Annotated in this window: 21 protein-coding genes; 6 read left to right on the plus strand and 15 right to left on the minus strand. The window is 63.1% G+C overall.

The window, feature by feature from the left end; all coding sequences use genetic code 11:
* Nucleotides 1–50 precede the first annotated feature (50 nt).
* Nucleotides 51–941 (plus strand): DMT family transporter, encoded by an 891-nt coding sequence (locus Q7V46_RS13220; RefSeq protein WP_304914022.1) that lies wholly within the window; start codon nucleotides 51–53, stop codon nucleotides 939–941.
* A 295-nt stretch (nucleotides 942–1236) separates the two neighbouring features.
* On the opposite strand, the gene Q7V46_RS13225 is transcribed toward Q7V46_RS13220, so the two are convergent.
* From Q7V46_RS13225 to Q7V46_RS13265, 9 genes are all read right to left on the minus strand, one after another.
* Nucleotides 1237–1824, minus strand: coding sequence for a Spy/CpxP family protein refolding chaperone (locus Q7V46_RS13225; protein ID WP_304914023.1), 588 nt, complete (start codon nucleotides 1822–1824; stop codon nucleotides 1237–1239).
* A gap of 437 nt (nucleotides 1825–2261) precedes the next feature.
* Nucleotides 2262–2423 carry a hypothetical protein gene (locus Q7V46_RS13230; RefSeq protein ID WP_304914024.1) on the minus strand — a complete coding sequence of 54 codons (162 nt, stop codon included), beginning with the start codon at nucleotides 2421–2423 and terminating at the stop codon, nucleotides 2262–2264.
* Between the two features lie 25 nt (nucleotides 2424–2448).
* Complete coding sequence (locus Q7V46_RS13235; protein ID WP_304914025.1) at nucleotides 2449–3807, minus strand: amidase; 1359 nt, start codon at nucleotides 3805–3807, stop codon at nucleotides 2449–2451.
* 3 nt (nucleotides 3808–3810) lie between these two features.
* Nucleotides 3811–5157 (minus strand): TRAP transporter large permease subunit, encoded by a 1347-nt coding sequence (locus Q7V46_RS13240; protein WP_304914026.1) that lies wholly within the window; start codon nucleotides 5155–5157, stop codon nucleotides 3811–3813.
* Nucleotides 5154–5747, minus strand: coding sequence for a TRAP transporter small permease subunit (locus Q7V46_RS13245; RefSeq protein WP_304914027.1), 594 nt, complete (start codon nucleotides 5745–5747; stop codon nucleotides 5154–5156). Before Q7V46_RS13245 ends, Q7V46_RS13240 begins: the two co-directional genes overlap by 4 nt.
* 121 nt (nucleotides 5748–5868) lie before the next feature.
* Nucleotides 5869–7020, minus strand: coding sequence for a TRAP transporter substrate-binding protein (locus tag Q7V46_RS13250; protein ID WP_304914028.1), 1152 nt, complete (start codon nucleotides 7018–7020; stop codon nucleotides 5869–5871).
* 236 nt (nucleotides 7021–7256) lie between these two features.
* Nucleotides 7257–7922: an HAD family phosphatase gene (locus tag Q7V46_RS13255; protein ID WP_304914029.1), complete on the minus strand. Its 666-nt coding sequence runs from the start codon at nucleotides 7920–7922 to the stop codon at nucleotides 7257–7259.
* A 168-nt stretch (nucleotides 7923–8090) separates the two neighbouring features.
* Complete coding sequence (locus tag Q7V46_RS13260; protein WP_304914030.1) at nucleotides 8091–8495, minus strand: YchJ family protein; 405 nt, start codon at nucleotides 8493–8495, stop codon at nucleotides 8091–8093.
* Nucleotides 8495–8935, minus strand: a complete 441-nt coding sequence (locus Q7V46_RS13265) for a rhodanese-like domain-containing protein (RefSeq protein WP_304914031.1) — start codon at nucleotides 8933–8935, stop codon at nucleotides 8495–8497. The genes Q7V46_RS13260 and Q7V46_RS13265 overlap by 1 nt, the downstream gene beginning before the upstream one ends.
* A 168-nt stretch (nucleotides 8936–9103) precedes the next feature.
* Between Q7V46_RS13265 and Q7V46_RS13270 the strand changes: the two genes are divergently transcribed.
* Nucleotides 9104–9808, plus strand: a complete 705-nt coding sequence (locus Q7V46_RS13270; protein WP_304914032.1) for a glutathione S-transferase N-terminal domain-containing protein — start codon at nucleotides 9104–9106, stop codon at nucleotides 9806–9808.
* A 213-nt stretch (nucleotides 9809–10021) separates the two neighbouring features.
* On the opposite strand, the gene Q7V46_RS13275 is transcribed toward Q7V46_RS13270, so the two are convergent.
* The 4 genes from Q7V46_RS13275 to Q7V46_RS13290 form a co-directional block, all read right to left on the minus strand.
* Nucleotides 10022–11482: a TrkH family potassium uptake protein gene (locus Q7V46_RS13275; RefSeq protein WP_304914033.1), complete on the minus strand. Its 1461-nt coding sequence runs from the start codon at nucleotides 11480–11482 to the stop codon at nucleotides 10022–10024.
* A 31-nt stretch (nucleotides 11483–11513) separates the two neighbouring features.
* A complete protein-coding gene (locus Q7V46_RS13280) occupies nucleotides 11514–12986 on the minus strand; it encodes a TrkH family potassium uptake protein (protein WP_304914034.1) in 1473 nt (490 codons plus the stop codon).
* A 16-nt stretch (nucleotides 12987–13002) separates the two neighbouring features.
* Nucleotides 13003–14394, minus strand: coding sequence for a Trk system potassium transporter TrkA (gene trkA / locus Q7V46_RS13285; RefSeq protein WP_304914035.1), 1392 nt, complete (start codon nucleotides 14392–14394; stop codon nucleotides 13003–13005).
* 144 nt (nucleotides 14395–14538) lie between these two features.
* Nucleotides 14539–16524: an SDR family oxidoreductase gene (locus Q7V46_RS13290; protein WP_304914036.1), complete on the minus strand. Its 1986-nt coding sequence runs from the start codon at nucleotides 16522–16524 to the stop codon at nucleotides 14539–14541.
* Between the two features lie 218 nt (nucleotides 16525–16742).
* Between Q7V46_RS13290 and Q7V46_RS13295 the strand changes: the two genes are divergently transcribed.
* The 4 genes from Q7V46_RS13295 (at nucleotide 16743) to Q7V46_RS13310 (ending at nucleotide 20539) form a co-directional block, all read left to right on the plus strand.
* A complete protein-coding gene (locus Q7V46_RS13295) occupies nucleotides 16743–17309 on the plus strand; it encodes a phasin family protein (RefSeq protein ID WP_304914037.1) in 567 nt (188 codons plus the stop codon).
* A gap of 123 nt (nucleotides 17310–17432) precedes the next feature.
* On the plus strand, nucleotides 17433–18680 hold the full coding sequence (locus Q7V46_RS13300) for a patatin-like phospholipase family protein (RefSeq protein WP_304914038.1): 1248 nt from the start codon (nucleotides 17433–17435) through the stop codon (nucleotides 18678–18680).
* A 422-nt stretch (nucleotides 18681–19102) separates the two neighbouring features.
* Nucleotides 19103–19762, plus strand: coding sequence for a TetR/AcrR family transcriptional regulator (locus Q7V46_RS13305; RefSeq protein WP_304914039.1), 660 nt, complete (start codon nucleotides 19103–19105; stop codon nucleotides 19760–19762).
* Nucleotides 19763–19774: 12 nt separating this feature from the next.
* Complete coding sequence (locus Q7V46_RS13310) at nucleotides 19775–20539, plus strand: hypothetical protein (RefSeq protein WP_304914040.1); 765 nt, start codon at nucleotides 19775–19777, stop codon at nucleotides 20537–20539.
* A gap of 204 nt (nucleotides 20540–20743) precedes the next feature.
* Here the strand turns inward: Q7V46_RS13310 and Q7V46_RS13315 are convergent, their stop codons facing one another.
* Together Q7V46_RS13315 and Q7V46_RS13320 are read right to left on the minus strand one after the other, a co-directional pair.
* On the minus strand, nucleotides 20744–21844 hold the full coding sequence (locus Q7V46_RS13315; RefSeq protein ID WP_304914041.1) for a M14 family metallopeptidase: 1101 nt from the start codon (nucleotides 21842–21844) through the stop codon (nucleotides 20744–20746).
* A complete protein-coding gene (locus Q7V46_RS13320; RefSeq protein ID WP_304914042.1) occupies nucleotides 21841–23058 on the minus strand; it encodes a M20 aminoacylase family protein in 1218 nt (405 codons plus the stop codon). Before Q7V46_RS13320 ends, Q7V46_RS13315 begins: the two co-directional genes overlap by 4 nt.
* Between the last annotated feature and the right edge of the window lie 78 nt (nucleotides 23059–23136).

Consider the following 23136-nt stretch of genomic DNA (forward strand, 5'->3'; position numbering starts at 1 on the left):
TCTTCCGCACGCTGATTTCACGGGGGTAGCCATCCGGTATGCTGCCGCCCATGTCATCCCACCCCAACCCCTCCATTGCACGTGCTGCAGGCTGGATGGCCGGCTGGCTGACGCTGATGGTGGTGATCGCTGTGGCCGGGCGTGAGGCGACGCGCGAGTTGTCGGTGTTCCAGATCATGCTGCTGCGCTCCACCTTGGGTATGGTCATGCTGTGGCCCCTGGTGCGCGCCGCGGGTGGCCTGGCTGCGGTCCGCACCCAACGACTGCCACATCACGCACTGCGCAACGCCGTGCACTACACCGCTCAGTACGGCTGGTTTCTGGCGCTCACGCTGATCCCGCTGGCGCAGGTAGTGGCCATTGAATTCACGATGCCCATATGGGCAGCCGCTCTGGCGGTCGTCTTTTTGGGTGAAAGCATGGACGGCCGCAAGTGGTTCGCCGTCGTACTGGGGCTGGTAGGCGTGGCGGTCATCGTGCGCCCGAGCGCGGGCGATATCGATGTCGGTCAGCTGATTGCGCTGGCCTCGGCGGTGGGATTCGCGGTTTCGGTGGTGCTGGTCAAGTCACTCACCCGCACCGAATCAGCGGTCAGCATCATCTTCTGGATGCTGGTGGTACAAAGCGCCATCGGGATGGTTCCGGCGCTTCTGTTGTGGCAATGGCCTTCGGCACAGGTCTGGGCCTGGGTGGTGGTGGTGGCATTCTGCGGCACCTACTCGCACTACTGCTTCGCCAGGGCCATGCAGCATGCAGACACCACGGTGGTGGTGCCCATGGACTTTTTGCGAGTCCCACTCACCGCGCTGGTGGGCTGGCTGGTGTATTCGGAACGGCTGGACCTGTTCACCGGCTTGGGCGTGGGCCTGATTCTGGCCGGCAACCTGTTGAACCTGCTTCGTTTGCCCAAAGTCGGTTGGCGGGCCCGGCGCAAGGCTTGAAGCAATATGCGAGCATGGACTTGGTCTTGCACCAGCCCCTGGCAGGCTGATGCCGTCACGCCAGAGGCTGACTGCCGATTGACCCGCTGCGGACTTTGTAGCTGTCCGCTGGTCTGGCCAGAGTGATGCAGTTCGACCAGAAGCGGTCAGAACGCGGTTAGCGCTGAGCGGCTGCCCTTAGCCGGGACCGGGTTTCGCAAGGGGAAGCCGCAAGCTGACGTTGGTCGGCTGGGCCATCGTGTCGATGGTCAGCTTCTAGGAGTCGCCGCGAGCTCACACCGTCGGACAAGAGCGGTCAGTTGCATCCCATGTGGCGCTTGTACATCTCCGGGTTATGCCCGGCGGGGATGTTCTTGCACGGATCCTCGGCATAGCCGCGAAGGATGTTGTAGCGCTTGATCTGCTCGGGCTTGAGGAACTGCACGGTCTTGTAGTGCTGTGAAAGATGGATGAAGCGCAGTTCCGACCTTGCAGTCTCGGAGTCGGCCAGCAAGCGGCGCAGGGATGACTCGTCCACTTTTCCAGTTGCAAAGGCGGCTTCCAAAGCTTTTTCTGCCGCGATCAGGCGATCCCCCGTGGGTATGGCTGCTTTACGCATTTCGTCCAAAAGGGCCTGGGTTTTAGCTACTTGATCCGAAGCCAATGGAATCTGGTCCTTGAGCTCCAGCAGGTGAGCGGGGCCAGGCATTCCGTTGAGTTCAGCGGCAAGGGCCAGTCCCCAGCCGCCCCCACGCCGAAGTTCATTGATGTCGTTGTCCGACAACGACTTGATGGTTCGGTTTTGCATTCCCGCGTAGGGTGCCTGTGCCCCGTGGCTGTGTTGTGCCATGGTCGACAAAGGTAGGCAGATAGAAAGAGCCAACAGCAAGGTGTTTGCTTTCAAAGCGCGCTCCAGATTGAAAATGAAAGTTTAGTGCGGCGTTTAGGAGAAGGTGATCTTTCCCTCGGGTCCGAGGTTACCGGCATCACGTAAATGACCGCACACAGGCGGCTGCAATGGGTGGCGAGGAGCCGGTCGCCTTTGCGGGTGGCAGTCGCTCTCCCCTCCGTGTGGCTATTCGTTGTTGAGTGGCCGCCGCAGGAAGTGCAACGGTCGGTCGCTTGGCAGACGAGGATTGGCAGGTTCCGGCGGCGGCTGTGACCGGGCCCTTAAAACCTGACCGACCGCAGTCAGCCTACAACTGACCCACAAGCTGCAGCGCCCTCCGTCCTCAAGTTGCCCTCCATCAGCACAAGCAAGCCCAGGCGCACAATCCTTGCCCTACGGACCAGACGCCCACAAGCGTCCGGCAAAGTCGACAACATCAGTCGATCCAGTTCTCAGCTGTCGGACTCGTTGCGGGACTGCCAGAGGTCGATCACCATCATGACCACGCCGATCACCACCACCGCGATCATGGCGGGCTCCTTCACCTTCACGACGAAGCTGGCCAGGAAGGTCACCATCAGTGCAGCGCCAAAGAGTCCGTAAAGGAGTTTCATGCAGGGTTCCTCGATGGGGTGGGCGTCATTGGGCCGCGGCCACGGTCTGCATCAGCCATTGCGCGGTGCGCAGCAGCCGGGCGTCGTCGCCGCGCTGGCCCACCAGCTGCACGCCGATCGGCAAGCCGTTTTCGCCGTGCAGCAATGGCAAGGTGATGGCCGGCATGCCGGCAAAGGTCCAGAGAGTGCACATGATCGGGTCGCCGGTGGAAGCCAGGCCCAGCGGCGCTGTGCCCAGGGTGGCGGGCGTCACCAGTGCCGAAAAATGCTCGAAAACGTTGTCAAAACCCGCGTTGATCAACGGGATGCGCGAAACCGCCTTGCGGTGGTCGACCGCCCGCACCTCACGCCCGCGCTCGATCTGCGCCCGCAGCGATGCCGACAACACATCGGCACCCTGCGCGTACTCGGCTTCAAAAGAGCCCGCGATGTCGGCCTCCATGACCGTGCGGTGCCAGTCGACGGCGTCTCGCGCGGTCTCGGGGAGTTCGAACGGTGCAATGCGACCGCTGAGCAACTCGATCAGCTCGCCAAACGCTTCCTGCGCATCGGGCGCCACGCGGTCCCAGAATGGTGTCTGCACCCAGCCCAGGGTGGGTGGCAGCGGGGGTTCTTCCATCGCTGTGCGCAGCAGCGGCGGCATGGCGCGCGGCACGGTGGCCGGATCACCGTCGTCATGGCCGGCCAGCACCTGCGCGAGCAGGGCCACATCGGCCACGCTGCGGCCGAACACCCCCACCTGATCGAGCGCGGGCGACTGCGTGAGCACGCCGGTGCGCGGGATGAGACCGAAACTGGGTTTGTAGCCCACCACGCCACAGAAAGACGCAGGCCGGATCACCGAGCCATTGGTCTGGGTGCCGATGGCCAGCGACACGTGCCCCGCGGCCACGGCGGCGGCCGACCCGCTGGACGAACCGCCGGGCGTGTGATCGGGGTTGAAAGGGTTGCGCGTCTTGCCCGGGCTGTAGGTGGCCATCTCGGTGGTCACGGTCTTGCCCATCACGATCGCGCCCGCCGCCCGCAAGCGCTGCACCAGGGCCGCATCGCGACGTGCCATGCGCCCGCTGTGCAGTGGCGTGCCATGCTGGGTGGGCAGGTCGCGCGTGTCGATGATGTCCTTGATACCGACCGGCACACCGAACAGCGGTCCATCGGGATCGCCGGCCGCGTGCCGGTCGTCGGCAGCCTCCGCCTGCTGCCGCACATGGGCGGCGTCCAGCGTGGTCCAGGCCTGCACGGCAGGTTCCGTGGCCTGGATGCGCTCCAGCAGACCCTGCACATGTTCCGCACAGGAAAATTCGCCCACGCTCATGCGCTGGGCGGCATCCATCGCCCCCAGGGTGGGGTGGATGGACGTGGGGCTCAAGATGTCATGGCTCATGGGTCAGCGACTGTAAAGCAGCTCCGGCAGCCAGAACACCAGTTGCGGGAAGACATAGATCGCAGCCATGGCCATGAAGACCATGCCCACGAAAGGCAGGCAGCCCTTGAAGATCGCCACCAGCTGCACGTGCTTGGGCGCCACACCCTTGAGGTAATAGGCGGACATGGCCATTGGCGGCGTGAGGAAAGAGGTCTGCAGGTTCAGCGCGATCAGAATGCCAAACAGGATCGGGTCCACGCCAAACAGCGGCAGCAGCGGCAGGAAAATCGGCACGAAGATGATGATGATCTCGCTCCATTCCAGCGGCCAGCCCAGAATAAAGATGATCAGTTGCGCCAGCAGCAGGAAGGTCAGCGTGTTCAGGTTCAGCCCCAGCACGAAGTCTTTCACCAGGTGCTCGCCACCCAGGTAGCTGAAGATGGAGGAGAACAGCCACGAGCCGACGAACAGGTAGCACACCATGGCGCTGGTGCGCGCGGTCAGGTACACCGCTTCACGCAGCTTGTTCCAGGTCATGGAGCGGTAGCCCACCGCCAGCAGCACCGAGCCCATGGCACCAATGGCGGCCGCTTCGCTGGGTGTGGCCAGGCCGAACAGGATCGCCCCCAGCACCGACATGATCAGGAAGGCCAGCGGGAAGAACGCCTTGACCAGCAGGAAGAACACCTCGAAGAAGCCCATGACGTTTTCGTCGTCGGGCATGCTGGGCATCAGCTTGGGGTTGAGCAGCGCGCGCGCTACCACGTAGACCATGTACAGACCCGCCAGCAGAAAACCCGGCAGCAGCGCGGCCGCGTACAGCTTGACCACGGACACGCCGGCGGTGGCGCCGTAGACAATGAGCATGATGGACGGCGGGATCAGAATGCCCAGCGTGCCACCGGCGCAGATCACGCCCGCCGCAATGCTGGTGTCGTAGCGCGCCTTGAGCATGGCCGGGAACGCCAGCAGGCCCATCAGGGTGACCACCGCACCCACAATGCCGGTGGCGGTGGCGAACAGTGCGCAGGTGACCAGTGCGGCAATCGCCATGGCACCGGGCACGCGCCTGAAGGCGATCTGCAGGCTGAGGAAAAGCCGGTCCAGGATGTTGGAACGCTCGATCATGTAGCCCATGAACAGGAACAGCGGGATGGCAACCAGGATGTCGCTGTTCATCACGCTGAAGGTGTTCTGCGTGAACAGGTAGAACACCTGGTTCTCCAGCCAGGGAATGTCCGGGCTGTAATAGGCATAGAAGCCGAACATCACGCCCATCGCCATCAGGGTGAAGGCGATGGGGAACCCGAGCATGATGATGAAAATGAACAGCCCCAGCATCAGCAGGGCGACTTGTGGGTCGGTCATGCGCGGTCTCCCGTTTGACCTGCATCGCCATGTGCACCATGTTGCAACACCTCTTCGAGTTCCTCGATGTCATGAAGTCGCGCCGGCCATTGCCCCTCGCGCATGCAGAGCACGCAGCGCAGCATCTCGGCCACACCCTGCAGCGCCAGAAGCACGCCGGCCACAGGGATCAACATCTTCAGCGGCCAGATCGGCACACCGGCAGGACTGTTCACACTGACTTCCCTGATACGCATGGACTCCGAGCTGTATTCCCAGCCAGAAAACACCAGCGCCAGCACGCCGGGAAAAAAGAAGAAGATGTAGAGCACGAATTCCAGTGTGGCCTGGGTGCGCGGTCGCCAGCGCCGATAAAAAATGTCGGCCCGCACATGGCCGCCACGCGAGAGCGTGTAGGCACCGGCCATCAGGAACAGCGAACCGTAAAGGATGAAGCTGAAGTCGAACGCCCAGCTGGTGGGATCGTTCAGCACATAGCGGACGAACACTTCGTAGCTGACGCCCAGCGTCAGGATGACGATGCTCCAGGCAAAGGCGTGACCGACCGCTTTGTTGATCTGGTCGATATGACGGATGACGCTGAGAATCATGGGTGCCCCAATGAGAGCGCAGAAAGAGACCTGAAGAAAACCACAAACAGAAGGGAGGCATGGACCTCCCTTCTGTCTGGCGTGAACACCCCGACCGCCCTGGCGGCCAGGGTTGTCCGGGTCAGAAGCCCAGCTTGCCGTGGATGTGCTCGTAGCCCACCTTGTAATCGGCCTCGTTGTAGAACATGTACTTGGCCACGCGCTTGGACCAGGCCTTCTGGCTGTCCACGACCTTCTTGAAGAACGGGTCTTCATCGGACAGCTTCTTGGTGATCACGTCCCAGGCCTTGATCTGTGCATCGAAGATCGACTTCGGCGTGCGCACGATATTGACCTTGTCGACCGTGCTCAGCGCCTCGAAATCCTTCGAGTAGTTGTCCATGGCGGTCCACCAGTTGGATGAGGATGCGGCCTCAGCCGAGTAGCGCAGGATGGCCTTCAAGTCGGCTGGCAACGCGTCGTGCTTGCGCTTGTTGAACACAATCTCGAAGAACTCCATGGCCTGATGGAAAGAGCCCATCATGTAGTTCTTGGCCACGTCTTGTGCACCAAAGCGGCGGTCGGAAGTGGGGTTGTTGAACTCGAACGCATCGATCACGCCCCGGTCCATGGCCGGCACGATTTCACCACCAGGCAACTGGGTCACGCGGGAGCCGAGTTCCTGCATCAGGTCGGCCGCCAGGCCCACCGTGCGGTACTTCAGGCCTTTGAGACCTTCGGCGTTGGTGATGGGCTGCTTGAACCAGCCGAGTGGCTGGGTGGGCATGGGCATGGCAAAGTAACCCACCACGTTCAGCCGGAGCTGCGTCAGCAGCTCCTGGTACAGCTCCAGACCACCGCCACGGTAGATCCATGCCAGCGTCTGAGGCGCATCGCAGCCATTGATGGGGCCTGAGCCAAACAGCGAGGCCACCTTGCTCTTGCCATACCAGTACACCGGCACGTGGTGACCACCGTCGAGCACACCACGGCTGACCGCATCCATCACTTCGAACGGCTTGACCACCGCGCCGCCAACCAGGTAGTCGATGCGCAGGCGCCCACCCGACATTTCATTGACCCGGGTCACGTACTCCTCGGCCATCTCGTTGAAGATGTCTTTGGCGCCCCAGGCGCCCTGCATCTTGAACACCGTGGGCGACTGCGCCACCGAAATCATCGGCGCGGTCATGGCGGCGGCGCCGGCAGCACCTGCCACCGCAGCACCCAGGAACTTGCGTCTGGCAGGCTTTTCCGCAGCGGGTGCGGCTGTGTCTTTCTCTGAAACGGTCATGTCTTGTCTCCTGTATTGAAGTGCGCTGCATTCACCGCCATGAGATGCCATGGCGCCACGGTCGATGCCGCTGTAGCCATTGTGGAGACAGACTTTCTAAGCATGTCAGGGGTTTTCCCCGACATTCTTCAAGAATGCAGCATTTGAAAAACTGTTTTCCGCGCAATCCCGCAACAAGAAAGGCGAAACGGAAATTATTTCAATCTCTCGTGAAAATTCCCGCAAACAGCATGGGCTCAGCCAGACAAACCCCGGAACGCCCGAGTCAGCTCGTCCATGTGATGGAACACGCGGTGCACCGACAGGCCCTGGAACGCGCGGCCATGGCCGTCCGGGCAATAGCCCCACACGGCGGCACCAGCGGCCAGCCCGGCCTGCGCGCCGGTGGCCGTGTCTTCCACCACCAGACACTGCGCCGGATCGGCGCCCAGATGGGCAGCAGCGGCCAGGTACACATCGGGTGCCGGCTTGGAGCGCGGCTGGTCGTGCCCACTGAAGATGCGGTCGCCGAAATACGGCAGCATGCCCACGTGGTCGAGCTGCATCACAACCTTGGGCCGGTCGGCACCGGAGGCGCAGGCAATGCGCCCAGCCACCTGCCGGTGCACGGCGGCCACTGCTTCCGCGGCGCCCTGCACCGCCTTCAGCTCTGCCAGCAGGCGCACGTTGCGCCGCTCGTAAAACGCAGCCATCCATTCTTCGGTCAGTGGCAGGCCGGTTTCGGCCTCGATGCGTGCGCGCTCATCACGCACCGCCTTGCCAATGAATATCTCAAAGCACTCGGCCTGGCTGATCGCCCAGCCACGCTCATTGAGCATCTCACGCAACACACCGTTGGTGATCGGTTCGCTGTCCACCAGCACGCCGTCGCAATCAAACAGCACCGCTTTAAACATGCTCACTCCCGATGCGCCTTCGGCGCCTCCCCCCCATGGGGGCCACACCAGCGGCCCGGCAAAGCCGGTTCCGCGCTGCGTCTGGATTCAGGCACTTCGTTTGCGCCGCTTGCACGTCCTGCGAGGTCATTGGGGCATCCGCTGGCTGGCCGCTCCCGGGTGATCCGGTCCGATTCATGGCTTCACTTCTCCATTCACGTAGTACCAGCGTCCGCTCTCGCGCACAAAGCGGCTGCGTTCTTCCAGTCGTTGCCCTCGCCCGCCAATGCGAGAGCGGGCAATGAATTCCACTTCGGCGTGATCTGCATCGATCTGGAGATGGCGCTTCACCGTCAGTCCCAGCCATTTCACGCCGGCGTCCAGCGTGAGCCCACTCGGGCAGGTGCTGGGGTGCCAGGTGGCCAGCAGGTAGTCGGCCCGATCCCGCACAAATGCGCTGTAGCGCGAACGCATGAGGCGTTCGGCATCGGGCGCGGGCACCTCTTGATCGATGTAGCGTCCGCAGCAGGCACCAAAGCCCAGGCGGCGGCCACGCGCATCGGTCTGCCCGCAAGGGCAATCACCTGGCTGCGAGCCCATCAGGCCTTGGGCTTGGCGGCTGCGGTACGCGCCTTGTGCGCTTCCAGCGTTTCGGTGGGTGCTTGCTGCCTGAGCCACTCGGTGAAGCCGCCATCAATATGCGCCACATTCGTCATGCCCATGTCCTGCAGTGCCTTGGTGGCCAGCGCACTGCGCCAGCCGGCGCCACAGAAAAGCACGAACTCCTTGCTCTCGTCGCCAAACACTGGTTTGAAATACGGTGACGCCGGGTCCACCCAGAACTCCAGCATGCCGCGCGGCGCGTGTACCGCACCGGGCGCTGTGCCCTCCCGTTCGAGCTCGCGCACATCGCGAATGTCCACCAGTTGCAACGTGGCATCGCTGCTGGTCAGCCGCTCGCGCACCTGGGCCACGCTGTAGGTGGTGATCTGGGCACTGGCTTCGGCTACCAATGTGGCGGAACTCTTGGAAATGGGCATGTGGGACTCCTTTGGTCACACATTATCCGCACCGCACTTCGAACGACGCCACACGACGCCAGCCGGCTACGACAGATTGCCAGAAACCGCCGGCCAAAGGGCATGGCGCCCCGGTGTTCAATAGAGCCCTACGCGGCGCTCGCCGTCCCCCTACCTTCAGGAGCATCGATGCCCGATCTTTCCGCCTTCCCGATCACCCAGAAATGGCCCGCCCAACACCCGGAGCGGCTGCAACTCTACTCACTGCCCACACCGAACGGCGTGAAGGCATCGATCATGCTGGAAGAAACCGGCTTGCCCTATGAGGTGCACCTGGTGAACTTCGAGCAGAACGACCAGACCTCGCCGGCCTTTCTGTCACTCAACCCCAACAACAAGATCCCGGCCATCCTCGACCCAGATGGGCCCGGCAACCAGCCACTGGCCCTGTTTGAATCTGGCGCCATCCTGATTTACCTGGCAGAAAAGACCGGCCAGTTCCTGCCAGTCGACGCTACGCAACGCTACGAAACCCTGCAATGGCTGATGTTCCAGATGGGCGGCGTGGGCCCCATGTTTGGCCAACTCGGCTTCTTCCACAAATTCGCCGGCAAGGACTATGAAGACAAACGTCCCCGCGACCGCTACGTCGCCGAAAGCAGGCGCCTGCTCAACGTGCTGAACCAGCGCATGACCGGGCGCAACTGGCTCATGGGCGACGAATACTCCATAGCCGACATAGCCACCTGGCCCTGGGTCCGCAATCTCGTGGGCTTCTACGGCGCAGGCGACTTGGTAAGCTTCCAGGACTTCCCGGAACTGAAACGCGTACTGGAAGCCTTCGAAGCCAGACCCGCCGTGCAACGGGGGCTGAACATTCCCGCAAGGGGCTGAGGCGAACCAGCGCGTGGGTGAGCCCTTCGACAGGCTCAGGGCGAACGGAGAGGTGTGCAAGGCCAAAAGACAAAACCACTCCGGCGCGAAGTGCCTCAATCCAGGGCACCCGAGGATCCGGCTTCGCCGGTCGAAGGGGTGCGTCCCCCTGCCCAGCGGCGAAGCCGCGCCAGAGCGGGGGGAAGCCGCGTCAGCGGCGCAGGGGGGTGAGCGTCATTTTCTCCAGAAGTGCCCCGTGAACAGCACCAGCACCGTCAGCAGTTCCAGCCGCCCCAGCAGCATGGCGATGGTCAGCACCCAGATCTGTACATCGGTCAACACGCCGAAGTTGCTGGCCGGCCCCACGTCGCCCAAACCAGGACCGATGTTGTTCACCGTGGCCACCACCGCAGAAAACGAGGTCACGATGTCCAGACCGGTAAAAAGCAACAACATGGTCAGACCCATGGTGGTGGCGCCGTAGATCAGCATGAAACCCAGCACGGCCGTCATCACCGACATGGGCATCACAGCACCCCCGAGCGTCACCGGGTTCACCACGCGCGGATGGATGATGCGCACCAGTTCGCGCCGCGCCTGCTTGACCAGAAGCACCATGCGCACCATCTTGATACCCCCACCGGTGGAGCCAGCACACGACACGAAACAACCCAGGAACATCAGCAGCACCGGTGCAAACACCGGCCAGACCGCGTAATTGGTGGAGGCATAGCCGGTGGTCGTGGCCAGTGAAAGCACGTGGAAGGCGCTGGCTCGCAGGGCCTCCGAAAAATCGTCGTACACGCCATGTGCCAGCAAAAGCACCGTCACCAGCGCGATCGAGGCGAGCAGCACGCTCACGTAGGTACGAATTTCGCGATCTCCCGTGATGGGTCTGAGGGAGCGGCTGCGCAACACGATGAAATAGCGCATGAAGCTGATGCCCGCAAGTGCCATGAACAACGTGGCCACGGCTTCAATCTGCGGCGAGTTCCAGTAGCCAAAGCTCGCATCGTGCGAAGAAAATCCGCCCAGCCCCATGGTGGTGCACATGTGCATGAAGGCGTCAGCCCAGCTCATGCCGGCCCAGCGGTAGGCCAGCATGCAGGCCACCGAAAACAGCACGTACACACTCCAAAGGCCGCGCGCGGTCTCAGCGATGCGGGGCGTGAACTTGGTGTCCTTCATGGGGCCGGGGGTCTCTGCCCGGTACAGCTGCACGCCACCCAGACCCAGCAGAGGCAGCACCGCTACCACCAGCAGCATGATGCCCAGGCCTCCCAACAGCTGCAGGAAGCAGCGCCAGATGTTGACCGACAGCGGCAGCGCGTCGAGCCCAGAGAGCGCTGTCGACCCGGTGGCGGTGAGCGCGCTCATGGACTCGAAGTAGGCCTTGGTCCAGGTGATGTCCGGCACCGTGAACATCAGCGGCGCAGCTGCGTAAGCCGGCAGCAGCAGCCAGACCAGGTTGACCAGCAGGAATCCGTCCTTGGGCATCAGCTCGCGCCGATACTGGCGGGTGAGATGCCACATCACCAGCCCGCTCGCTGCAGCGAAGCCAAAACCCAGCGCCCAGATGATCACCTGCTGCTGCGCGTCCTGAAACCAGGCCCAGGCAAGCGGCACCAGAAAAGCTGGCGAAAACGCCAGCAAAATGCGCGAAAAAATGGCCAGAACCGGAAGCAGGCTGTACATGGAATGGTTATCTATCCGCGCATTGGCGGCCCTAGCGCCGCCAGAACCCCGGGGTGAACAGCACCAGGAAAGAAAGGATCTCCAGACGTCCGAGCAACATGGCAAGCGTACAGACCCAGGTCTGAAAATCGTTCAACCCCTGAAAATTGCCAGCCGGCCCCACAGGTCCCAGGCCAGGACCCATGTTGTTGACGCTGGCCACCACGGCAGAGAACGCAGTATCAAACGGCATGTCGGACAGCATGAGCACCATGGTCAATCCGATGATGGTGCCCCCATAGAGCAGCATGAAGCCCAGCACCGAGAGCAGCGTGCCGTTGTCCACCGCATGGCCGCTGAGCATCACCGGCCGCACCATGCGCGGATGAATGCTGCGCGACATTTCCCGGCGCGCCTGCTTGATCAGCAGCAGCACGCGGGCCATCTTGATGCCGGCGCCGGTGGAGCCTGCGCTCGTGGCAATGCCTGACAAAAGAATCATGAACAGCGGCGCAAACACCGGCCAGAGGGTGTAGTCGGTGGTGGAATATCCGGTGGTTGATCCAATGGAAACCACATTGAACATGGCTGTGCGCAGGGCTTCCAGCGGATCGGTCATCACCCCTTTGACCAGCAACAGCATGGCCACCAACAGGCTGCCACCCAACAGCAGCGCCTGGGTCGAGCGCCACTCCTGATCGCGCACGATGCGCCCCGGACTGCCCTTGGCCACCGCCACGAAGTACAGGGCAAAGTTGCCGCTGGCCACCAGCATGAACACAATGGCAATCCACTCCAGCGTGGGCGAGGCGAAGTGGCCGAAGCTGTTGTCGTGTGTGGACAACCCCCCCAGACTCATGGTGGTGAACATGTGCGCCCAGGCATCCAGCGCCGTCATGCCGCCCATCCAGTAAGCCAGCACGCAGACCAGCGACAGACCACAGTAGACGCTCCAAAGCCCTTTGGCGGTCTCGGTGATGCGTGGCGTGAGCTTCGCCTCCTTCATGGGGCCGGTGGCTTCGGCGCGGAACACCTGGCTACCGCCCACGCCCAGCATGGGCAGGATGGCCACTGCCAGCACCAGGATGCCCATGCCACCCAGCCACTGCAGGAAGCAGCGCCAGAGGTTGATGGAGCCTGGCAGCGCGTCCAGACCGCTGATCACCGTGGCGCCGGTCGTCGTCAGGCCCGACATGGCTTCGAAGTAGGCGTCGGTGAAACTGATGGGCGTGCCCGCCTGCGCAAAGTGGATCAGCAAGGGGAAGCTCGCGCACAGCGGCAACAGTGTCCACACCAGTCCCACGAGCAGGATGCCGTCGCGGGTCTGCAGCTCCACGTTTCGCCCCACAACCGCCACTGCACTGCGCAGCAGCAGGCCCAGCACAAAGGTGGCAGCGATGGCTGGCGGAAAGGCCCACAGCGCGCCGTCCTGCATCAGCCAGGCCACCGCCAGCGGCACGCACATGGTGACCGAAAACACCATCACGATGGCCCCGAGCACAGGGAAAACACGCAACAACGGCATGGAAAACCTGACCAGGTCAGCCAAAGAATGTGGCGCTTACCTGAAACAGCTTTTCAACTTCGCGGACCAGGCGCTTGTTGGGAATGAACATGATGATGTGGTCATCGGTTTCAATCACCGTGTCGTGGTGGGGCATGAGCACCTCGGACTTGCGCCCCTCGCCGCGCACGATGGCGCCGATGCGTGCGCCCTTGGGCAGTTTGATTTCTTCCACCTTGCGACCGACGAGTTTGCTCGTCTTCACATCGCCGCGCGCAATACCTTCGAGCGCTTCGGCAGCACCCCGGCGCAGGCTGTGCACCGCGGCCACGTCGCCCCGGCGCAAGTGCGTGAGCAACTCGCCGATCACGGTTTGCGAAGGTGAAATGGCGATGTCGATGGTGCTGCCCTGCATCATGTCGGCATAGGCACGGCGGTTGATGAGCGCCATGACCCTCCCTGCGCCCAGGCGTTTGGCCAGCATGGCCGACATGATGTTGTCTTCATCGTCGTTGGTCAGTGCCAGGAACAGGTCCATCTGGCCGACGTTTTCTTCCAGCAGCAGGTCTTCGTCGGCCCCGTCTCCGTGGAGGATCAGCATGCTCGACGGCAACTGGCTGGCCAGGTATTCGCAGCGCTTCTTGTCGCGCTCGATGATCTTCACATCGCACTGTCCGACCAGGCTGCGCGCCAGCCGCAGGCCCACCTTGCCGCCACCGGTGATCATGACGCGCTGTACCGGTTTGTCGATGTTGTGGATGGCACCGAGCACATAGCGGATCTTCTGCGTGTCAGCGAGCACGAACACCTCGTCGCCCGCCAGAATGCGGGTGGTCTTGGTGGCATCCATCTCGGTTTCCAGCCGGTACAACGCCACCACGCGCATCTCGGCGTGCGGAAAGCGTTCGCGAAACTCGCCGATGGTGTGGCCCACCAGCGCACCGCCGTAGGCCGCGCGCATGGCGATCAGGCTGGCGCGGCCGTCGGCGAACTCCAGCACCTGCAGGGCTTCCGGATAGCTGATGAGCTGGTGGATGTAGCGCGTGACCGACTCTTCCGGGCAGATGACGTGGTCCACCGCAAAGCCGTTCTTACCCAGCAGCTCGTCGCCCTCCACAAACTCGGGCGAGCGCAGGCGGGCGATGGTGCTGGGAACGTTGAAGATGTCGTGCGCCACCTTGCAGACCACCAGGTTGGCTTCGTCATTGGCGGCGCAGGCAATCACCATGTCGGCGTCCTTGGCCCCGGCTTCCCGCAGCACCGAGGGTTGAATGCCGTTGCCCACCACCCCCCGCAGATCCAGCCGGTCTTCCAGCAACCGCAACCGGGCAGGGTCGTGGTCGATGACGGTGATGTCGTTCTGCTCTGAAACCAGACTCTCGGCGACGCTCTCGCCCACACGGCCAGCGCCCAGGATGATGATGTTCATGGTCGCGGAATCATACGCCTGCTGGCCCGCCACGTCCGCACCCGACACGTGGTAGCCAGGCGACACAACCGGCAGGCGGGAATCCCGCACGAAATCCACCATCCAGTGCGACCACCATCTGTGGCTGCGCCTGTAAGTTCGCAATCAGAAGTGAATGCCACGCATCATCTGCTGCATGGCCACTGCCTCGGCCGAAAGCTGTGACTTGGCGGCTTTTTCGCCTTTGGCTGCCGATGAATCCGGAAACATGCGGAAGCTCGTGTTCATCACGATCTGCGCCACACGCGGCACAAACGCGTGCAGCACCTGGCCGGTCACACCCAGGCGGGTGGCGATGCGCACCGGCTTGAAGATGCAGGCCTGCGCAATCATGTCTGCGGCTTCTTCCGGGGCGAGCGTGGGCACGTTCTTGTAGATCTGGGTGGGCGCGATCATGGGCGTGCGCACCAGCGGCATGTTGATGGTGGTGAACGAAATGCCCTGGTCGGCGAACTCGCTGCTGGCACAGCGCGTCCACGCATCCAGTGCCGCCTTGCTCGCCACGTAGGCACTGAAACGCGGGGCGTTGGTCAGCACGCCGATGGAGCTGATGTTGACCACATGGCCCTTGCGCTTGGCCACCATGCCGGGCAGCAACCCCATGGTCACCCGCAGACAGCCGAAGTAGTTGAGCTGCATGGTGCGTTCGAAGTCGTGGAAGCGGTCGTAGCTGCCTTCGATCGCACGGCGAATGGATCTGCCGGCGTTGTTGATCAGGAAATCCACGCTGCCGTGATTGTCGGTCAGCAGCTTCACAAAACGGTCGGCATCGTTCATGTCGGCGATGTCGGCCGGGTAGGCGATGAACTCGTAGCCCTTGGCCCTGGCTTCTGCGCAAGCCTCATCGAGCTTGTCCTGGTCTCGCCCGCAGATGATGGTGGTCGCGCCGGCCTCGGCGAACTTGTGGGCCGCCGCCAGGCCAATGCCGGAACTGCCCCCGGTGACCAGCACCACCTTACCGGCCACGGTTCCCTTGAGGCTGCGGTCGATGTGCAGGTCAGGGTCGAGGTGGCGCTCCCAGTAATCCCACAGGCGCCAGGCGTAGTCCTTGAAATTGGGGCAGGCAATCCCGCTGCCCTTGAGTGCAGCGAGCGTGTCGCGGCAGTCGAAGCGCGTGGGGTAGTTGACGAAGGTCATCATCTCCTCGGGCAAGCCGAGGTCCTGCATGATGGCCTTGTAGACACGGCGCACCGGCGCCAGCGCCATCAGGCCCTTCTTCACGCTCTTGGGGATGAAGCCCATGAGCGCGGCGTTGATGAACAGGTTCATCTTCGGCGCGTGCGCCGCCTTGCTCAGGATGTCGAGCACGTCGCCCACGCGGTAGCCCATCGGGTCCACCAGATGGAAGCAGGCACCGCTGCTGCGTTTGAGGTGGCTGATGTGATCGAGCGCATCGACCACGAAGTCCACCGGCACGATGTTGATACGACCACCCTCCAGGCCCACGCTGGGCATCCACGGCGGCAGGATCTGGCGCAGGCGCTGGATCAGCTTGAAGAAGTAGTAGGGGCCGTCGATCTTGTCCATCTCGCCGGTGGTGCTGTCACCCACCACGGCGGCCGGGCGGTACACGCTCCACGGAACCTTGCACTCCTGGCGCACGATTTTTTCGCTCTCGTGCTTGGTCATGAAATAGGGGTGATCCAGGCCTTCTGCTTCGTCGAACATGTCTTCGCGAAATACGCCTTCGTACAGCCCCGCGGCCGCGATCGACGACACGTGGTGAAAATGTCCGGCGCCAACCGCCTTGGCAAACTCCACGGTGTTTCGCGTACCGTCCACGTTCACCGCGATCTGGCTTTCGGCATCGGCCTCCAGGTCGTACACGGCGGCCAGGTGGTAGAAGTGATCGATCTGGCCCTTCAGGGTCTTGCTCGCTTCGGCGCTCACGCCCAGCTTTTTGCTGGTGAGATCGCCAAACACGGGGACCGCGCGTGCGGCACTCACGCCCCAGTAGCTGCGCAGGTCTGCCACCTTGCCTTCGCTTTCCTGGCGGATCAGGAAGTGCACCACCGCCCCTTTGCGCTCCAGCAGTTTCTTGACAAGCCGCTTGCCGATGAAACCGGTTGCACCGGTGACGAAGTAATGCATGGATATCTCCTGTTGAAAGGCGGGTGAAAGCAATCCCGCATTCTTCACCAGCCGTGCTCGCGCTCCATTCCGCACAAACCCGCGTGTGTGCCGTCATTAGTTGCCAGCCCCTACACAGCCCCCGTCACACCCCGTACATTGGCTCCATGAAATTGCTGGCGGTCGCCTCTCGCGCAATGCCAGCCTCCTGCAACCCATCTCTCTCTACAAGGAATCCCATGGTCAAGAAAGTCCAGAAATCCAGCGCATCCTCCAAAGCTTCGGCGTCCGCGTCGCCGCTGTCTGGTGCCATCAAGGACTCGGCACAGCAGATCTGGCTGGCCGGCCTGGGTGCTTTTTCGAAGGCGCAGGAAGAAGGCGGCAAGGCTTTCGAAACGCTGGTCAAGGAAGGCCTGTCGATCCAGCGCAAGACGCAGTCGGTGGCCGAAGAGCGCATCTCCGAAGCCTCCAACCGCATGAGCAGCATGGCCACGGAAATCTCTTCCAAGGCCACCGGCCAGTGGGACAAGCTGGAAAACCTGTTTGAAGAGCGCGTGGCCAAGGCCCTGAACAAGCTGGGCGTGCCCTCCGCACGTGACGTGGACGCCCTGATCGCCCGCATTGACGACCTGACCCAGCACGTGCAACGCCTCGGCGGCAAGCCGGTGGCGGCCACCAGGCCTTCGGCCAAGGCAGCGCCCCGCAAAGCTCCAGCCAAGACCGCAGCCAAAGCCGCCACCAAGGCACCCGCGAAGGCTGCGGCCAAGCCGGCTGCGCGCAAAACCAGCCGCACCAAGGCAGCCTGAGCATCTGCATGGCGCGTTGCCTGACGGCCATTCATCAAGGGGCGCTGACGCCCCTTTTTTGCGCCTGCCGACGATGCTGCAATGCAGCAGTTTTCTTTGGGACTGCGGTCTACACTCGAACGCATGAAATCACCGAGTTCCACACCGCGCAGCCACGCCGGCCGCCATACCCAGCGCAGAGCCGGGTCGATCCGCCGGCCCCGCATAGCGCTGGCGCTGGCGGGTGGTGGGCCACTGGGCGCCATCTATGAAATCGGTGCCCTTTGCGCACTCAGCGAATGCCTCCATGGGCTGGATTTCAACGATCTCGACCACTACGTGGGGGTGTCCGCCGGGGGCTTCATCGCTGCCGGCCTGGCCAATGGACTGACACCCAGGCAGCTCTGTGAAGTGTTCATTGAAGACTTGCCTACCGAGGAGAACTTCGATCCCTCCTGGCTGATGAAGCCTGCATGGCAGGAAATTGGCGGCCGGGTGCAGCGACTGCCCGGCCTGCTGGGAAGCGCGCTCTGGGCCTGGGGTGTGCAACGCAAGCCGCTGGCGAATGCCTTCGAACGAATGGGCGCCGCCCTGCCCACCGGTGTGCTGGACAACGAGGCCATCCACCGCAAGATCGAGCAACTGTTTGCCCGCGAGGGGCGCACCAACGATTTTCGGCAACTCCGGGCGCGGCTCACACTGGTGGCAACCGAACTCGACACCGGCGATGCCGCACCCTTCGGCCGTCCAGGCTGGGACCATGTGCCCATCTCGCGCGCCGTGCAAGCCAGCGCCGCCCTGCCTGGTTTGTTTCCGCCGGTGCAGATCGACGGCAAGCACTATGTCGACGGCGCGCTCAAGAAGACCGTTCACGCCACGGTGGCGCTCGACGAAGGCATGGACCTGCTGCTGTGCCTGAACCCGCTGGTGCCGTTCCACGCCGATCCGCAAGCCCGCCAGCGCCACCGCATCCCTTCGCTGGTCGATGGCGGCCTGCCCACCGTGATGAGCCAGACCTTCCGGTCGATGATTCATTCGCGTCTGGAACTTGGCTTCAAGCACTACGAGCGTGCCTACCCGGACACCGACATCGTGCTGATCGAGCCCGACCAGCGCGACGCGGAGCTGTTCTTCGCCAACACCTTCAGCTACCGCCAGCGACGCGAACTGGCCGAACACGCCTACCAGCAGACGCGACGCACCCTGTACGCCCGCAGGCACGCACTCACGCCCGCCCTGAAGCGACACGGCGTGAGCCTTGATGCCGAAGCGACCCTGGCCAAAGGCATGCATCTCCTGCCGCCGAACAAGCGCACGCCCAGCGAATCGTCGGTGCACGCCATGGAGCGGCTGCACGCCACGCTGGACGACCTGCAGCACCACTTGACCTAGGGCCTGTCAACACTATTTTTCCAAGATGCGTTGCGGATCAAAAAGGCCCTGCGCAAGGCGCGAAACGCAGCCGGGGTCGCCCCCCGGCAAGGCTTCGCAACGCCGCGCATGGCCTTTTTGGCCGCAACCCGAAGGGAATGGGTTGAAAACAGCGCCACTCGTTGTTGCACTCCTAGGCCAGACACCCAGTCTGGCCGTCGTCGTGCGCCTGGATTGGCGCTGTTTTCAACCCATTCGCACTTGGAAAAATAGTGTTGACAGGCCCTAGATGAAACACCCCCGCGTCGCTTCGCGCCACCCCCTCAAGGGGGCACAACTTCGGGTCGGCAAAGCCGGATCCTGGGTGTCGCTGATTGAAAGGCACGTCGCCCTGGAAGCGTTGCCTGCTTCGCGCTTTCCCCTCAGCACAGAGAAGACCTGACATGGCCAAAAAAGCCCCCAGGCGCACCGCGGAACGCATTCTGGAAGTCACGCTGGAACTGTTCAACCGGTTCGGCGAGCCCAATGTCTCCACCACGCTGATTTCGGCTGAACTCGGGATCAGCCCTGGCAACCTCTACTACCACTACCCGGCCAAAGACGAGCTCATCAACACCCTGTTCGAACGGTACGAACGGTCCCTGGGCGAGTTGCTCAATGCCAGCGACAACGTGCGCAACGTCGAAGACGCCTGGTTCTTCCTGCACTCGCTGTTCGAAATCATCTGGAACTACCGCTTCCTTTACCGCGACCTGAACGATCTGCTGTCCAAGAACCGCATGCTGGAAACGCACTTCCAGACGGTGCTGAAAAACAAGACCCGCGCGATTCGCCTGATGCTCTCGGGCATGAGCCGTGGTGGTGCAGTGGACATCGACACGCGGGAAGTCGAACCCACGGCCAACTGCATGGTCGTGGTGCTGACCTACTGGCTGAGCTTCGAATACGTGCGCGACCCGCGCAACGCCCTGGAGCCCGAGAACGCCCAGCAGGCGCTCCTGCGCGGCGCGCAGCATGTGCTGAATCTGCTGGCGCCCTATCTGGAAAGCAGCCAGCGCCAGCACCTGCTGCAGCTCACTGGCGCCTACCAGACCTCCGACTAGGGCCTGCCTACCATGAGCGCCTGGATCGATTGCCCACACCCTTCGCCGATCATCTTCGACGTCGAAGGGTTGAGCGCCCATTGGGCGCGCCTGCACAGAGGCGATGCCGAGCCGCTACCGACCCAGCCGGATCTGCTGCAAGCATGGGCGCTTTTCCACAATGGCGAGTTCCAACGCGCCACCCACGCAGCCCTGCTCCTGGGTGACGCTGGCACGAACCTGGCCAACAAGGCCACCTGCATCTACGCCAACTACCTTGAACCCAGCGAGCAGCGCAGGGAGGCACTGCTGCTGGAAGCAGCAGTGCGTGCAGAAGCGCTGCAGTCACGCCAGCCGGACAACCCGGGCGCCTGGTACTGGCAGGCCTATGCGCTGGGGCGCTACAGCCAGGGCATCAGCGTGGCCAAGGCACTGGCCAACGGGCTCGGGGCGCGCATCAAGGGTGCGCTGGAAAAGGCCATTGAGCGCGCACCCCACCATGCAGACGCCCACCTCGCGCTCGCAACCTTTCACGCCGAAGTGATCGACAAAGTCGGCCACCTGATCGGACGCATGACCTACGGCGCGACCGCAGAAGCCGGGCTGGCGCTGTACCGCAGGGCACATAGCCTCAACCCGGACTCCATCGTCACGTTGACCGAACACGCCAGGGGTTTGCTCATGCTTCAGGGCAGGCGTCAGCTCGGCACCGCGGCAGAGCTGCAAGCCCGGGCAGCCGCCATTGAACCAATGGATGCGATGGAACAGATTTATCTGGCGGCTGCGCGAGCGCAGTAACCCCAACGCCGCTTTCGACGTCACCCCCTGGAAGGGGGGCGTTGCCAGTGGCGCGGCTAGGGCCTGTCAACACTATTTTTTCAAGATGGAAAACAGTGTTGACAGGCCCTAAGCCGGCTGCAAGGCATCTCTGGAAGGGGCATTTACCCCGGGGAGAAATTCGTTGCCCTCTCATTCCGGGGCTTCTGAAGTTTGGGACTTGCGTCAGCTGCTCGCCAATCCTTCCACCGCCTGGAACAGGGCCTGCCGGGCCTGGGTGACGACCTGTGCACGCCATTCGTCGGTATCCACATAGAACGTGGCCAGCATCTGTTGCTTGATCGCCAGCGTCAAAGCCTCGGGGGTTTCGCGGTGCAGGTGCAGCCAGTGGTCGGCGCGCAGGGCGTTGACCACGTCGGTGATGGGCACCGTGCCGTACTCCAGGGCAATGCCTGTGTAGGTGGCCTGCGGGCATTCTTGCGGCATGGCGCTCCACATCAGGCCGGTCAGCCTGGCGGAGGTGGAGGAACCATCGTAGATGGAGGTGACCGGGGTCTGGCCGCCACCGCCCCACCAGCGCCGGGCGCGTGCCACCGCTTCGGCGTTGTCATCGCCGGCAAAAATGCGCTCGCCCAGACCGCTCTGGCCCAGCCCGGTGTGCAGGTCGATCCAGGCGATGTGGCGGGCACGGGCACCATGGGTGCGCAGTACCTGGCGCAACGTCTGGTTGCTCCAGGTGGGTTCCGTGCCGCCATAGAACAGGCCATCGGCATATGCGTACTGGCCCTGAGAAACGGCAGCCTGGTACTGGTCGATGCCACGCTCGGCGATGAAGCGGGCAATGGCCGCCTCGTTGTCCGGGCTGGGGGGCCAGGTCTCTGGCAGCAGCAGGGCGTGCAGTTCGGCATAGGCCGCGTTCACAGGCAGGGGATGCGCAAAGTCCTGGAAGTTGCGGTTCAGGTCCACGTTCTCGTGGGTCACGCGCCGCACCCACGAAAAACCATGCGGATTGAGCGCATGGATATAGAGCACCGCCACGCCGGCTTGGCGGGCCTTGGCACGCCACTCGGCATCGTGTGTTGCAAACACCTGCACGCCGGAGCCGCAATAACCTTCCGCGCCGTGGCATGCGCTGCTGATCACCAGCAACCGCTCGGCATCTGGCGAACCGTCCAGCGCCACATCCATGGCCAGCACCTCGCCGTCACGACCGGTCAAAGGGTGGTTGTGGCTGGAGATGGCCATGCCGGCGATGGCGGCACCTTCCAGAAACTGCACGCGGGCGCGTGCATACGAAGCGGCAAACGCAGCCTGCACACCGATCACGCAGCGGCTCCGGCGCGCGGCTGGCCCAGCCACTTTTCACTCAGGCGCACCCAGAAAGTGGCGCCGAGGGGAATCAGGTCGTCGTTGAAGTCGTAGCTCGGGTTGTGCAGCATGCAGGGGCCCCCACCGTGACCCATCTCTCGGTGAGCGCCATCGCCGTTGGCAATGAAGGCATAGCAGCCGGGACGCGCCTGCAGCATGTAGGCAAAGTCTTCGGCACCCATGGTGGGCTCCTGGTCGACCACCTTGTCGGCACCCACGATTTCGGCCATCACTTCGCGCGCAAACGCGGTCTCGGCCGGGTGGTTGATGGTGGGTGGATAGTTGCGCTTGAACTTGAACTCCACCGTGGCGCCGAACGCGGCACAGGTGTGTTCGGCGATTTCCTGCATGCGTTTCTCGATCAGGTCCAGCACCTCGTAGGTGAAGGTGCGCACCGTGCCCTGGATCTCGCAGCTGTCGGGCACCACGTTGGTGGCCTCGCCGGTGTGGATCATGGTGACCGAGATCACGCCGGCATCCACCGGCTTCTTGTTGCGCGTGATGATGGTCTGGAAGGCCTGCACCATCTGGCACGCGACCGGTATCGGATCGATACCGTTGTGCGGCAACGCGGCGTGCGCGCCTTTGCCACGGATGACGATGTGGAACTCGTTGCTCGACGCCATGACCGGACCCGTGCTGGCGGCGAAGGTGCCAACCGGCAACCCGGGCCAGTTGTGCATGCCGAACACGGCCTCCACAGGGAATTTGTCAAACAGCCCATCCTTGATCATTTCGCGGGCACCGCCACCGCCCTCTTCGGCTGGCTGGAAAATCAGATAGACGGTCCCGTCGAAATTGCGGTGTTTGGCGAAATGCTGTGCAGCGGCCAACAACATGGCGGTGTGCCCGTCGTGCCCACAGGCGTGCATCTTGCCGGCGTGCTGGCTGGCATGGGCGAAGGTGTTGTGTTCCTGCATGGGCAGTGCGTCCATGTCGGCGCGCAGGCCGATGGCACGCCCGCAGGCGCCGCCATCGCGGCCGTGCACCACCCCCACCAGGCCGGTGGTACCCAGGCCCCGATGCACCTCAATGCCCCATTCGGTCAGTTTGGCTGCGACCACCTCAGCCGTTCGAACCTCCTGAAAGCAGAGTTCCGGATGGGCGTGAATGTCTCGTCGGACGACCGCAATGGAAGCGGCCTGGGTCAGGATTGAATCGATGAGTTGCATGGGAGTCTCCCGGCGCTCAGGCGCCAGTCGTTATGAACAGTCACCCATGGTACCCAACTGCTTCGACCGGTTGCCGTG

The sequence above is a fragment of the Hydrogenophaga sp. genome, assembly GCF_030651625.1.
Lineage (GTDB): Bacteria > Pseudomonadota > Gammaproteobacteria > Burkholderiales > Burkholderiaceae_C > Hydrogenophaga.